Source organism: Arthrobacter sp. TJ-178 (assembly GCF_058269275.1).
The window spans coordinates 119,775-133,050 of sequence record NZ_JBZCNK010000004.1; the positions used below are offsets into that span (position 1 = coordinate 119,775).

General features: G+C 65.4%; 12 protein-coding genes. 4 read left to right on the top strand and 8 right to left on the bottom strand.

All coding sequences use genetic code 11. The annotated features are described in order from the left end of the window. Positions 1-48: 48 nt before the first annotated feature. The 3 genes from ruvC to pdxT are packed head-to-tail and all read right to left on the bottom strand — an operon-like array spanning position 49 to position 2,107. Positions 49-654 carry a crossover junction endodeoxyribonuclease RuvC gene (ruvC, locus tag AC4D2Q_RS12100; protein WP_490925707.1) on the bottom strand — a complete coding sequence of 202 codons (606 nt, stop codon included), beginning with the start codon at positions 652-654 and terminating at the stop codon, positions 49-51. Between the two features lie 7 nt (positions 655-661). Further along, positions 662-1,417: a YebC/PmpR family DNA-binding transcriptional regulator gene (locus AC4D2Q_RS12105; protein WP_490946675.1), complete on the bottom strand. Its 756-nt coding sequence runs from the start codon at positions 1,415-1,417 to the stop codon at positions 662-664. Between the two features lie 3 nt (positions 1,418-1,420). Then, positions 1,421-2,107 (bottom strand): pyridoxal 5'-phosphate synthase glutaminase subunit PdxT, encoded by a 687-nt coding sequence (pdxT, locus tag AC4D2Q_RS12110; RefSeq protein WP_490946676.1) that lies wholly within the window; start codon positions 2,105-2,107, stop codon positions 1,421-1,423. Positions 2,108-2,221: 114 nt separating this feature from the next. Between pdxT and AC4D2Q_RS12115 the strand changes: the two genes are divergently transcribed. Both AC4D2Q_RS12115 and AC4D2Q_RS12120 read left to right on the top strand, forming a co-directional pair. Then, entirely contained in the window at positions 2,222-3,493 is a 1,272-nt protein-coding gene (locus AC4D2Q_RS12115) for a MurT ligase domain-containing protein (protein ID WP_490946677.1), read from the top strand. Next, positions 3,490-4,260 carry a type 1 glutamine amidotransferase gene (locus AC4D2Q_RS12120; protein WP_490925711.1) on the top strand — a complete coding sequence of 257 codons (771 nt, stop codon included), beginning with the start codon at positions 3,490-3,492 and terminating at the stop codon, positions 4,258-4,260. Before AC4D2Q_RS12115 ends, AC4D2Q_RS12120 begins: the two co-directional genes overlap by 4 nt. 323 nt (positions 4,261-4,583) lie before the next feature. On the opposite strand, the gene AC4D2Q_RS12125 is transcribed toward AC4D2Q_RS12120, so the two are convergent. Next, positions 4,584-5,879, bottom strand: a complete 1,296-nt coding sequence (locus AC4D2Q_RS12125) for a CapA family protein (RefSeq protein ID WP_490946678.1) — start codon at positions 5,877-5,879, stop codon at positions 4,584-4,586. 113 nt (positions 5,880-5,992) lie between these two features. Between AC4D2Q_RS12125 and AC4D2Q_RS12130 the strand changes: the two genes are divergently transcribed. Next, positions 5,993-8,011 carry a M3 family metallopeptidase gene (locus tag AC4D2Q_RS12130; RefSeq protein WP_490946679.1) on the top strand — a complete coding sequence of 673 codons (2,019 nt, stop codon included), beginning with the start codon at positions 5,993-5,995 and terminating at the stop codon, positions 8,009-8,011. 47 nt (positions 8,012-8,058) lie between these two features. Further along, the gene (locus tag AC4D2Q_RS12135; protein ID WP_490946680.1) at positions 8,059-8,799 is read left to right on the top strand and encodes a GNAT family N-acetyltransferase; all 741 of its coding nucleotides are present in this window, start codon (positions 8,059-8,061) and stop codon (positions 8,797-8,799) included. A gap of 92 nt (positions 8,800-8,891) precedes the next feature. Here the strand turns inward: AC4D2Q_RS12135 and pdxS are convergent, their stop codons facing one another. From pdxS to thrS, 4 genes are all read right to left on the bottom strand, one after another. After that, complete coding sequence (pdxS, locus tag AC4D2Q_RS12140; protein ID WP_490925715.1) at positions 8,892-9,833, bottom strand: pyridoxal 5'-phosphate synthase lyase subunit PdxS; 942 nt, start codon at positions 9,831-9,833, stop codon at positions 8,892-8,894. 148 nt (positions 9,834-9,981) lie between these two features. After that, positions 9,982-10,584 carry a phosphatidylinositol phosphate synthase gene (gene pgsA, locus AC4D2Q_RS12145; protein ID WP_490946681.1) on the bottom strand — a complete coding sequence of 201 codons (603 nt, stop codon included), beginning with the start codon at positions 10,582-10,584 and terminating at the stop codon, positions 9,982-9,984. A 3-nt stretch (positions 10,585-10,587) separates the two neighbouring features. Further along, positions 10,588-11,184, bottom strand: a complete 597-nt coding sequence (locus AC4D2Q_RS12150) for an HIT family protein (protein ID WP_490946682.1) — start codon at positions 11,182-11,184, stop codon at positions 10,588-10,590. A gap of 24 nt (positions 11,185-11,208) precedes the next feature. Then, a complete protein-coding gene (gene thrS / locus AC4D2Q_RS12155) occupies positions 11,209-13,221 on the bottom strand; it encodes a threonine--tRNA ligase (protein ID WP_490925717.1) in 2,013 nt (670 codons plus the stop codon). Between the last annotated feature and the right edge of the window lie 55 nt (positions 13,222-13,276).

Consider the following 13,276-nt stretch of genomic DNA (forward strand, 5'->3'; position numbering starts at 1 on the left):
ATACCCTACTGTGTGCCGGCCCGAATCCGCGGTTCCGGCACGCTGCGGTCAACGCCGGGCCCGGGCTTCCGCCTCGGCCCACAGCCGCTGGGCCGGCGTCAGCCCGTTGCTGGGCGGGCGAACTGCGGCCCGCGCTCCGGAAGCCGATCCCGCCGTCGTCTGCCCCGGGCCGGCCACGCCGCGCCGCCAGGCGTGGGTGATGGCCAGCGCCAGGGCATCGGCGGCGTCCGCGGGCTTGGGCATTTCATCCAGCCGCAGGATCTTGGTGACCATTTTGCCCACCGCGTCCTTGTTGGCGGAGCCGGAACCCGTCACCGCCGCCTTGACCTCGGTGGGCGTGTGCAGGGCCACGGGAATGCCGCGGCGCGCCGCCGCCGCAATGACGACGCCGGACGCCTGGGCGGTGCCCATGACCGTGCTGACGTTGAGCTGGCTGAAGACGCGTTCAACGGCCAGGACATCCGGTTTGTGGGTGTCCAGCCACAGGTCGATGGCGTTGGAGATCACCAGCAGCCTGGCGTCCAGGGCGGTTCCGGCCTCCGTGCCCACCACGCCGACGGCCACCAGGGTGGCACGGCGGTTGCGTTCAACTTCAACGACTCCCAGCCCGCAGCGGGTAAGACCCGGATCAACGCCCAGGACGCGCAGGCTCACCGGCTGCTCAGTCCTCTTCGAGCTCGGCGAAGACCTCGGCGGGGATGTCAGCGTTGGAGTACACGTTCTGGACGTCGTCCAGGTCCTCCACAGCGTCCATGAGCTTCAGGAACTTCCGGGCGTTGTCCGCGTCCAGCTCCACGTGCATGGAGGGCAGGAACTCGGCCTCGTCGGTCTCGTACTCAATGCCGGCTTCTTCGAGGGCGGCAACCACGGCGCGCAGGTCCGCAGCTTCCGAAATGATCTCGAAGTTGTCTCCGGATTCCTTCACCTCGTCGGCGCCTGCATCCAGCACGGCCATCAGCAGGTCATCCTCGGTGAGGTCCTTCTTGGGCAGGGTGACCACGCCCTTGCGGGTGAACATGTAAGCCACGGACCCGGGGTCTCCCATGTTGCCGCCGTTGCGGGTTACCGCAAGGCGAACCTCGGAGGCGGCACGGTTCTTATTGTCCGTGAGGCACTCGATCAGCAGAGCGGTGCCCTGGGGGCCGTAGCCCTCATACATGATGGTCTGGTAGTCAACGGCCTCGCCCAGGAGTCCGGCGCCGCGCTTGACGGCGCGGTTGATGTTGTCAATGGGAACAGAGGTCTTCTTGGCCTTGGCGACGGCCAGTTCAAGACCGGGGTTGCCGGCCATGTCGGCGCCGCCTGCGCGGGCCGCAACTTCAATGTTCTTGATCAGCTTGGCGAACGACTTTGCACGCTTGGCGTCAATGACTGCCTTCTTGTGCTTAGTGGTTGCCCATTTAGAGTGGCCCGACATGCTCTACGCTTCTCCTCTGATCATCTGGATAAAAAGTTCGTGGACCCGGCTCTCCCCCGTTACCTCCGGATGAAACGAGGTGGCCAGCAGGTTTCCCGAACGCACTGCCACAATTCTAGCGACCAAATCCTCAGCAGACGCATGACCGCCCCTCTGCGGCGGGACCTCGGCGAGGACCTGGACCGAATTACCCGTCTTTTCCACCCAAGGTGCACGGATAAAAACCGCGTGGACGGGAGCAGCGTCGGCCCCGGATTCGCGGACCGACGGAAGATTTTCGAGGCCCTTGAAATCCAGCAGGGTTTCGAAGGATTCCCGCTGGCGGCCAAAGGCGTTGCGGCGGACCACCATGTCCAGCCCGCCCAGGGTCTGCTGCGGCTCACCGGAGGCGTTGTGCGCCGGATCTGCGATGCGGTCCGCCAGCAGGATCATTCCGGCACAGGAACCGTAGACCGGAAGGCCGTCCCGGATCCGTCCCTGCAGGGGTTCGTATACGCCGAAGGTGCGCATCAGCTTGTCAATGGTGGTGGACTCGCCTCCCGGCAGCACCAGGCCGTCCAGCCCGTCGAGTTCTCCCGGCCGCCGAACCGGAACTGCCGTGGCACCCGTGGCCTCCAGCGCTGCTGCGTGTTCGCGGACCCCGCCCTGCAGTGCCAGCACGCCCACCCGCAATTTCCGCTCCTGTGTCATCGGGCCAGTCTACGGACCCGGGAGGAGCAACGCCTGCCGCCGCCCCCGCTGTCCGGTGCCGCCGTCGGGGCCGGAATCAGCCCGGCGGAGCTGCTTGCGATATATTCATACACCATGAGTTCTTTCTCCGTCCTGACAGGCAAGCTGGTCCGCAGTGCCTCCAAACTGCGCGGCGGCGGCTCCGCACTGCCCGGCCTGGTGGTGGAGAAAATTGATCCCGATTTCATCCGCCGCACGCTGGCCGATCTCCCCCTTGGCGTTGCCGTGGTTTCCGGCACCAACGGCAAAACCACCACCACCAAAATGGTGGTCGAGCTCCTCGAAAGCCAGGGCCTGAAGGTCTTCACCAACCGCACGGGCAGCAACTTCACCCGCGGCGTCGCTGCCGCACTGCTCGGCGAGGTGGACTGGCGCGGGCGGCTGGATGCCGACGTCGCCGTCCTGGAGCTGGACGAAGCGCACGCAACGCACTTCGTGAAACTCATCCAGCCGCGCTATTCGCTGCTGCTGAACGTGCTTCGCGACCAGCTGGACCGTTTCGGAGAAATCGACAAGACCACCCGGCTGCTGGAAACCATTGCGAAGGCCACCACCGGCACCGTGGTCCTGAACCGCGAAGACCCCCGCGTGGCCGGCATTGCCGCCTCCCTGGACAAGCAGGACGTGCGCTACTTCGGCCTCGACGCGTCGCTGCGCAGCACCTTCCCGAACGACGACGAGATGCGCGGCTCCTCAGCCGAAGCCGCCGCAGCCGTGCTGCCCGCCGACGTCGTGCTGGAACGCGTTACCGAAACCGACGCCGATTTCCGCGTGGATGAGACCGTGGTGAACACCTCGCTCAAGCTGCGCGGCGTCTACAACATCTTCAACGCCGCCGCCGCTCTCACCCTGGCACGCGTCATCGCCGGGCCGCAGGCCAACTCGGAGGCACTGTTCACGGCGCTGTCCAACGTGGAGCCCGCCTTTGGCCGCGGCGAATCGCTGATGGTCAACGGGCAGCCGCTGGAACTGGTGCTGGTGAAGAACCCCAGCGGGTTCCGGCTGGGGCTGAAGTCCTTTGCCGCCCACGGCTACTCCACCATGATCGCCATCAACGACAACTACGCCGACGGCCGGGATATGTCCTGGCTGTGGGACGTGGACTTTGAAACCCTCGCCGAAAACGGCGTGAACATGGTCACGGGCGTGCGCGCCTATGACATGGCGCTGCGGCTGAAGTACGACGACGTCCCGGTCGCGGACATCGACCCGGACATCACCGACGCGCTGAAGAAGTTCATCGCATCCGCCGGGTCCTCCCCCATGCGCATCTTCTGCACGTACACGGCCATGCTCGCCGTGCGGCGGGAACTTTCCAAGATCACAACAGTAGAGGTGGTCTCATGAGCGAGCCGCTCAACCCGCAGGCCGGCGAAGACCGGACCATCAACATCCTGCAGCTGTATCCGCGGGAAATGAACATTTACGGCGACTGGGGCAACGTTCTGGTCCTGAAGCAGCGCCTGAAATGGCACGGCTACACCGCCAACGTCCTGGAATACAACCCCGGCGACGAATTCCCGGCGGATGTGGACCTGCTGGTGGGCGGCGGCGGTCAGGACAGCGGCCAGGTGGTCATTCAGGACGATCTGCAGGCAATTGCGCCGACCCTGCGCGCGATGGCCGAAGACGACCTGCCGATGCTGGCCATCTGCGGGCTGTACCAGCTGTTCGGCAACTTCTTCAAGACGCACACCGGGACCGTGATTCCGGGCATCGGACTGCTGGACCTGGAAACCCACGGCGGCACCGAACGGCTGATCGGCAACGTGCTTTCCGTCAGCGAGGAATTCGGTGAAATCCACGGCTACGAGAACCACTCCGGCCAGACATTCCTCGGCTCGGGTGTTAAGCCGCTGGCCGAGGTGCGCAAGGGCGAGGGCAACAACTCCAAGGACAACTACGAGGGAGCCCGCTACCGCAACGTGGTGGCCAGCTACCTGCACGGATCCCTGCTGCCCAAGAACCCGGCCATTGCGGACTTCCTGCTCCAGCAGGCCGTGATCCGCAAGTTCGGCAGCTTTGAACCGCGGCCGGAATCAGCGAAGGATCTGGCGGAGCTGGCCAAGCTCTCCGAGCTGGCACGGCAGCACGCCTCGCAGCGCCCCCGCTAGGACGTCGCTGCTCTGCCGAATTGCGCTCCGGCGAATTGCGATCCGGCGAATTGCGCTCCGGAGCTGATCCTTCGTGCAGATAACGGGCTTTCCCTAAATCCTTCGTGCAGATCAAGGGCTCAAAACAGCCGAATCTGCTTCTTTGGGCGCGTTATGTGCACGAGAGAATCCGGGAGACCGCATTTGGGCCCGTTATCTGCACGAGAGAATCCGGGAGACCGCATTTGGCCCCGTTATCTGCACGAAGGAACCTGGGACAGCGCTCTTAGCCCCGTTATCTGCGCGAAGGAATCCGGTCCAGCCCAGCGCCTCCGGAATCGGAGTCAGCGCAACGGATCCTTCGTCACGAGCCATTCATGCGCTCCGGCATCCGCTGCACCCATGGATTCGACCACGCCGATGGTCCGTGCCCGCACTGCCGCCTGCTGTTCGGGCGGCGCACACTGGCCCTGCGGCAGGTCCGCCGCCACTGAGCACCAGCGGTAGGGGTCCCGGACGATGACGGACGGAGCCCAGGCCAGGTCCGTGACGTCCCAGCCGCCGTCGTCGTCCTGGCCAAACTGGGCGCGCAGGATCAGTCCCTCGTTGTTCACGTCGTACCAGGGGGACAGCTCGGTGACGGAGTTGCCCAGACCGTAGGCGATCCAGGTTCCGTTGTAGTTCTCAATCGGCAGCACCGAGTGGCTGTGATGACCGTAAATGAAGTCGAATTCCCCGCTGTCCGCCAGGGCATGTGCCGTTTCCACCTGCTGCGAGTTGGGAACCGAGGCGTATTCCTCACCGGCGTGGACCGCGCCCACGACGACGTCGGCGCCGGCAGCCCGGGCGGCCTTCGCCTTGGCGATCATCACCGCGGGATCGAGCAGGTCCACCTGCCAGCCGAACTCGGCGCTCATCCCGTTCAGCCCGTAGGTCGCCTCGATCACCGACACCTTCGCGGCCGGTGTGGACAGGATCAGGGGCTTCGCGGCGTCGGCCTCGGTGGCGTAGGACCCGGTGTGGGGCAGTCCCAGGGCGTCCAGTACGGCCAGGGTCCGGTTCAGTCCTTCAGTTCCGGCGTCCACGGTGTGGTTGCTGGCCGTGGTGCAGGCGTCGTAGCCCACGTCCCTGGCCGCGGTCAGGATCTGCGGCGGAACGTTGAACATCGGATAGCCCGTGTAGGGACCGTCGGCCTCCGCAACCGGCGTTTCCATGTGGCAGACGCCCAGGTCAGCCGAATCGAGGTAGGCCCGCTTGCCCTCAAGCAGCGGTTCGAAGTCCAGCGGCATCTTTCCGCTCACCGCGGCGTCGGCTCCGGCCTGGGTCCACAGCTGCGGATGCACCAGAAGGTCTCCGGCAACCATCATCGAGAAGCACCGCTCAGCAGCGCATTCCGCTCCCACGCCGGGGGTCGCGGTGGGAGCGGGAGATGCCTGCGGCGCAGTCCCGCTGCTTCCGGAATCGGGAGCCGAGGCGGAACCCGAGAAGGCCGACGCGGAACCGGAGGAGGCCGACGGCGTTGCCTGCGGATCCGGGTCCGATGCCGGCGCACATCCCGCCACGGCCAGCAGCAGCACAGCAGCGGCAGCCTTCGCCGTCGAACCCGTTCCGGGCAGAAATCCGAACCTGCGTGTAGTCATTGGCGCTCCCGCTCGTCATATTCGGCGCAAAGGAGGCCCCTCGCAGCCCCCGGCCAGCCTACGACGGCGTTTCTGTTGTTCGGCTCAACAGCCGTGTGCGAGTCTTGACAATTATGAGTAACCCTTTCGGAAGTATCAGCTCCCTGCCCTATCAGCTCCCGCCCTTTGAGCACATCACCCCGGATGATTTCCGCCCCGCCTTCAAGGCCGGCTTCGAGGAGCACCTCGCAGAAATCGATGCGATTACCGGCAATTCGGCGGCACCTGATTTTGAGAACACGATCGCCGCGATGGAGCGGGCAGGCCAGATGCTCGAACGCACGGCCCTGGTGTTCTTCACGCTTACGGCAGCGGATGCAACTGACGAGGTTCAGGCCATTCAGCAGGAAGTGGGACCGCAGCTGGCCGCCCACGAAGACGCCATCTACCTCAACAAGGACCTCTTCGAGCGGGTTAATGCCGTCTCCACCGAGGGTTTGGATGAGGAATCCGCGCGGCTGGTCTCGGAATACCGCCGCAGCTTCATCCGGGCCGGGGGCCAGCTGGATGAAGACGGCCAGGCACGCATGCGGAAACTGAACTCGCGCCTGTCCGTGCTGGGCACCGAATACGCCCAGAAGCTGCTCAAGGACACCAATGAGTCGGCGCTGCTGGTCACCGATGCTGCTGAGCTGGACGGCCTTTCCGACGACGACGTCGCCTCGGCAGCCGCCGCTGCCGCCGAGGCAGGCAAGGAGGGTTATCTGCTGTCCCTGGTCCTGCCCACTTCGCAGCCTGCGCTCGCCTCGCTGACCAACCGGGAAACCCGCCGCCGCCTCCTCGAAGCCTCACTGAACCGCGGTTTCCGGGACAACCAGGAAAACACCCTGGGCCTCGCCGCGGAAATGGCCGCGCTGCGCGCCGACCGGGCAGCCCTGCTGGGCTTCGCCAACCATGCGGAGTTCGCCACGGACAACCAGACGGCTCCGTCGCTGGAAGCCATCCATTCCATGCTCGGCAAGCTCGCGCCTCCCGCTGTCCGCAACGCGCAGGCCGAAGCCGAACTGCTGCGCGAAGCCGCCGCCCGGGACGGGATCGAGGAACTGCAGGCCTGGGACTGGTCCTACTACTCGGAGCAGGTGCGCCGCGAAAAGTTCAGCGTGGACCGGGCGGCCCTGCGGCCCTACTTCGAGCTGGAGCGGGTTCTGCATGACGGCGTTTTCTACGCCGCCAACCGGCTGTACGGATTGACCTTCACCGAACGCCCGGATCTGGCCGGTTACCACCCGGATGTCCGGATCTGGGAAGTGAAGAATGAGGACGGCTCCGGGCTGGGACTGTTCCTGGGCGACTACTACACCCGCGACACCAAGGCCGGCGGTGCCTGGATGAACTCGCTGGTGCACCAGTCCACTCTGCTGGGCACGCAGTCGGTGGTCATCAACAACCTCAACATCCCCAAGCCGCCCGAGTCAGAGCCCACCCTGCTGTCCTTCGATGAAGTGGTGACGGCCTTCCACGAGTTCGGACACGCACTTCACGGCCTGTTCTCCTCGGTCACCTACCCCCGGTTTTCCGGTACGGCCGTTCCGCGTGACTTTGTCGAGTACCCCTCGCAGGTCAACGAGATGTGGATGCTGTGGCCGGAGGTTGTTGCCAACTTCGCCAAGCACCACGTCACCGGAGAGCCGCTCCCTCAGGATGTGATCGACAAGATCGAGGCCGCCTCCACCTGGGGCGAGGGCTTCGGCACCACGGAATACCTCGGTGCAACCCTGCTGGACCTGGCCTGGCACGAACTGGCTCCCGGAGAAACCGTGCAGGACCCGGAGGCCTTCGAGGCTGAGGCCCTGCAGCGCGCCGGCGTGGCACTTGATCTGGTGCCGCCGCGCTACCGTTCGGGCTATTTCAAGCACATCTTCGCCGGCGGATACGCAGCCGCTTACTACGCCTACATCTGGAGTGAGGTCCTGGATGCTGACACCGTGGAGTGGTTCAGGGAGAACGGCGGCCTGACCCGGGAGAACGGAGACCGGTTCCGCCGCGAACTGCTCGCCCGGGGCAACAGTATTGACCCGCTGCAGGCATTCCGTAACTTCCGGGACCGTGATGCAGCCATTGAACCGTTGCTGCACCGCCGCGGATTAGACTAATTTAAATGGTTACCATCGCAGCTTGTCAGGACCTTCACCGGAATTGGTTGACGAAACTCGCCGGAGTCACTGGCGGCAATACCTTTTCCACCCATGAGTCGGAGTGGTTGTGGCTGCCAGCGCGGCGTCAGCTGGTCCTGCTGTACCCGCAGCGGATTGCGCCCGCCGGCATCCGGCCCGGCCTGACCGAAGCCACCCGGCTCGGCGCGCAGAGCGTGTCCGTCTGGATGAACAACGCAGTGAACTACGCGCCGCTGGAGGCCTTCGGGTTCCGCCGCGGCCCGCAGCCGCAGTGGATGAGCGCTCCCGTGAGCGTACCGGAGCGTTACGACGCCGGGACCGCCGGCGTCGATCCGGAGCCCGCTGAGGTTACCGGGCCCGACGCCGATGAACTCGCCGCCGGGCGCAGCCACCCGCGCACCGCCTGGCACCTCACCACCCGGGGCGACGGAAAGCTGACGGGCCGGGCGTGGGTGTATGTCCCCGCCGCCGTCGATCAGCAGCCCCCGCCCATGGATCCGATCACCGGCAAGCCGCAGGTTCCCGACGAGCCGACACGCAAACCCCGCAAGGGTTCGCTCGCCGGGGTTTTCGGGCTGGCGGTTGGTCCTTCCAGCAGGCGCAAGGGGTACGGAACGGCGCTGCTGAGCCGTGCGGCAACGGTGGCGGAAGCCGCCGGTGCGGACCGCCTGGCGGTCAACGCTGCTCCTGCCGGCGCCGAATTCCTGGCCGAACGGGGCTTCGAGCTCATCGGCCGCGGGCAGTACCTCAGCCTGGACCTGCGCTAACGCAGAGTCCGTCCCGGGCAGCTAGGCCCGGGACGGACTGCACGGCTCGCTGCAGAGGCCGGCAGCACCGGCCCCCGCAGGGACGCCCGGTGTTACCAGCCGCGCTCGGCCAGCCGGTGCGGCTGCGGAATTTCATCCACGTTGATGCCCACCATGGCCTCGCCCAGGCCGCGTGAGGCCTTGGCAACTTCATCGGCGTCATCAAAGAAGGTGGTGGCCTTCACGATGGCTGCCGCGCGCTGGGCGGGGTTGCCGGACTTGAAGATGCCCGAGCCCACAAACACGCCGTCCGCGCCCAGCTGCATCATCATGGCTGCGTCCGCGGGTGTGGCGATGCCGCCGGCGGTGAACAGCACCACGGGAAGCTTCCCGGCGGCGGCCACCTCCTTCACGAGTTCGTAGGGGGCCTGCAGTTCCTTCGCGGCCACGTACAGCTCATCCTCGGGCAGTGAGGACAGCCGGGCCACCTCGGAGCGGATGGCGCGCATGTGCATGGTGGCGTTGGAGACGTCTCCCGTGCCTGCTTCACCCTTGGAACGGATCATGGCGGCGCCCTCGTTGATGCGGCGCAGGGCCTCGCCCAGGTTGGTGGCCCCGCAGACAAAGGGGACGGTGAACTTCCACTTGTCGATGTGGTTCGTGTAATCGGCCGGGGTCAGGACTTCGGATTCGTCAATGTAGTCCACCCCGAGCGACTGCAGGACCTGGGCCTCCACAAAGTGGCCGATCCGGGCCTTGGCCATGACCGGGATGGAGACCGAATTGATAATGCTGTCGATCATGTCGGGGTCGCTCATGCGCGAAACTCCGCCCTGAGCGCGGATGTCGGCCGGAACGCGCTCCAGCGCCATGACGGCCACGGCCCCGGCGTCTTCGGCAATGCGGGCCTGCTCGGCGGTGACCACGTCCATGATCACCCCGCCCTTGAGCATCTCGGCAATACCGCGCTTGACCCGGCTGCTGCCGGTGACCGGAGAGAGGGAGCCGGACGCGGAAACGGGCGCAGCCGCGCCCGGGAACTGTGGGTTGTGCATGGAACTCACCTTCATGGGAAACCGAATCAGCAAATGCTGCTGGACCCAGCCTAGGGCTTCCCTCCGCTTTAAAGAGCGATGCGCGTCACCGGGTTGCTTCCGGTGACGCGCAGCTGTGAGTTGTCCTTCAGTTATTGGCCGCCTGAGCCTAGATGGCCTGCCGGCGCACCGCGAGCATCCGTTGCCCGATGGTCACGCAGCTGGCTGCGCACAGCACCAGCAGGACCACCAGGAGCAGCACCTCGGGGACGCCCAGTCCCACCAGGCCGGTAGCCACCAGCAGTGAGACCAGACGCTCGGCACGCTCGGCAATGCCAACGTTGGCGTTAAAGCCCAGGGACTCGGCCTTGGCCCTGATGTAGGACACCAGCATTCCCAGCACCAGCGCGATGATGGCGGCGATGCCGATGGCGTCATTGTGTCCGCCGGTGAAATACCAGATGCTCACCCCGGCAAACAGGGCGCCGTCGGCGAAGCGGTCCAGGGTGGAATCCAGGAAACCGCCCCATTTTCCGGTGCGTTCCTGCTGGCGGGCCATGATTCCGTCAATGACGTCGGAGAAGATGAACGCCGTGATGAACACGGTGCCCCAGAACAGGTGGCCCAGCGGATAGAACACCAGGCCGCCCACCATGACGCCCAGGGTGCCCAGGATGGTCACGGCGTCCGGTGAGACGCCGCGCTTCAGCAGCCAGGCCGCCAGCGGCGTAAAGACGCTGGTGAAAAAGCCTCTTGCGTATTTGTTCAGCACTGCTCAGTCCTCGCTGGCCTGGGGCCATGCGTCTGCCACTTGTTGGCGGACATCCCCCAGGGTTTGGGTAATTGCCTTGGTCTGGGCGATGATCGGCAGGAAATTTCCGTCCCCGCCCCAGCGCGGCACAATGTGCTGGTGCAGGTGAGCGGCGATTCCCGCTCCCCCGGTCACGCCCTGGTTCATGCCCAGGTTGAAGCCGCTGGGATTGGAGACCTTCCGCAGCACGCGCATGGCGGTCTGCGTCAGGGAAGCTATCTCCGCTGTCTCCTGCTCGTCAATGTCCGTGTAGTCCGGCACGTGCCGGTACGGGCAGACCAGCAGGTGTCCGGCGTTGTACGGAAACAGATTCAGGATGACATAGGCATGCTTGCCGCGGTGGACAATCAGCGACTCTTCGTCGCTGCGGCCCGGGGCGGCGCAGAACGGGCAGTTGTGCTCCGAGGAGACCTGTTCCTGCCCGCCCTTGATGTATGCCAGGCGGTGCGGTGTCCACAGGCGTGCAAAGGAATCCGGCACGCCGGGGAGTTCAAATGAGTCGGTGACTTCAGCGTCCCCGGGGTAGGGACTGCCGCTGCCGTCCCGTCCGCCGTTTTCCATCTGCATTCCTGCCTCCGCCGCCGTCTACTTGTCCCGGTTGCGGACGGCTTCGACGATCCGCTTGACGGCCTCTTCAACGGGCACGCCGTTGTCCTGGCTGCCGTCGCGGAAGCGGAAGGAAACGGCCCCTGCATCGGCGTCGTCGCCGCCGGCAATCAGGACAAACGGGATCTTGTCCTTGGAGGCGGTGCGGATCTTCTTCGGGAAGCGGTCGGTGCCGGTGTCCACCTGGGCGCGGATGCCCTGGGCCTTGAGCTTGTCCACGACGTCGAACATGTAGTCGTTGAAGGCTTCGGCCACGGGGATGCCCACCACCTGCACCGGAGCCAGCCAGGCCGGGAACGCACCCGCGTAGTGCTCGGTGAGCACGGCCATGAAGCGTTCCACGGAGCCGAACAGTGCGCGGTGGATCATGACCGGGCGCTGGCGGGTGCCGTCGGCGGCCTGGTATTCGAGCTCAAAGCGCTCGGGCAGGTTGAAGTCCAGCTGGATGGTGGACATCTGCCAGGTGCGCCCGATGGCGTCACGGGCCTGGACGGAGATCTTCGGGCCGTAGAAGGCAGCTCCGCCCGGATCCGGCACCAGGTCCAGTCCGGATGCCTCGGCAACCTCGGCCAGGGTGCGGGTCGCTTCTTCCCACACGTCGTCGGAGCCGACGTACTTTTCCGGGTCCTTGGTGGACAGTTCCAGGTAGAAGTCATCCAGGCCGTAGTCCTTGAGCAGGTCCAGCACAAACTGCAGCGTGGTGGTCAGCTCGTCCTTCATCTGCTCGCGGGTGCAGTAGATGTGGGCGTCGTCCTGGGTCATGCCGCGCACGCGCGTCAGGCCGTGGATCACGCCGGACTTCTCATACCGGTACACCGAACCGAATTCGAAGAGCCGCAGCGGCAGTTCACGGTAGGACCGTCCGCGGGAGCGGAAGATCAGGTTGTGCATGGGGCAGTTCATCGGCTTCAGGTAGTAGTCCTGGCCGGGCTTGGTGATCTCGCCGGTCTCCGGATCGGTGACCTCGTCCACGTGCATGGGAGGGAACATGCCGTCGCGGTACCAGTCCAGGTGGCCGGAGACCTCGTACAGGTGCCCCTTGGTGATGTGCGGGGTGTAAACGAACTCGTAGCCGGCCTCGGTGTGGCGCTGGCGGGAGTAGTCCTCCATGGCCTTGCGGATGATGCCGCCCTTGGGGTGGAACACCGGCAGGCCCGAACCCAGCTCATCGGGGAAGGAGAACAGGTCCAGTTCGGTGCCCAGCTTGCGGTGGTCTCGGCGCTCGGCCTCGGCCAGGCGTTCCTGATAGGCCTTCAGGGCATCCTTGGTGGGCCAGGCGGTGCCGTAGATGCGCTGCAGCTGCTGGTTCTTCTGATTGCCGAGCCAGTAGGCGGCGGCGGAGCGGGTCAGCGCGAAGGCGTTGGAGATCAGCTTGGTGTTGGGCAGGTGCGGGCCGCGGCACAGATCGCACCAGATGACGTCGCCGGACTTGCGGTCCACGTTGTCGTAAATGGTGATTTCACCGGCGCCGACCTCGATGTTCGCGCCCTCGCCGGCTTCGTCCGCGCCGTCCTTCTTGCCGAGCAGCTCCAGCTTGTACGGCTCGTTGGCCATGGCTTCGCGGGCTTCTTCTTCGGTGACCACGCGGCGGGCAAATTTCTGGTTCGAGTTGATGATCTTCTGCATCATCTTCTCGAGGGTCTTCAGGTCCTCGGGCGTGAAGGGCTCGGCCACGTCAAAGTCGAAGTAGAAGCCGTCCTTGATGTACGGGCCGATGCCCAGCTTGGCGTCCGGGCGCAGCTGCTGCACGGCCTGGGCCATGACGTGGGCGGTGGAGTGGCGCAGGACGTTGAGTCCGTCTTCGGAGTCAATGGTCACGGCTTCGACGGCGGAGCCGGGGGCCAGTTCGGTGTCCAGGTCCTTCAGGACGCCGTCCACGCGCATGACGACGACGTCGCGGCGGTCGAAGAAGAGCTGCGCACCTGTGGTGCCAGTATCCACCGTGGTCTCTTCGCCGTCGACGATGAGGGTGAACTTCTCTGGCACTGACACGGTTGTCTCCTAGATTTCGTTGTACGGCGTTTTTTGGGCCGGCCAGGACGTGGCC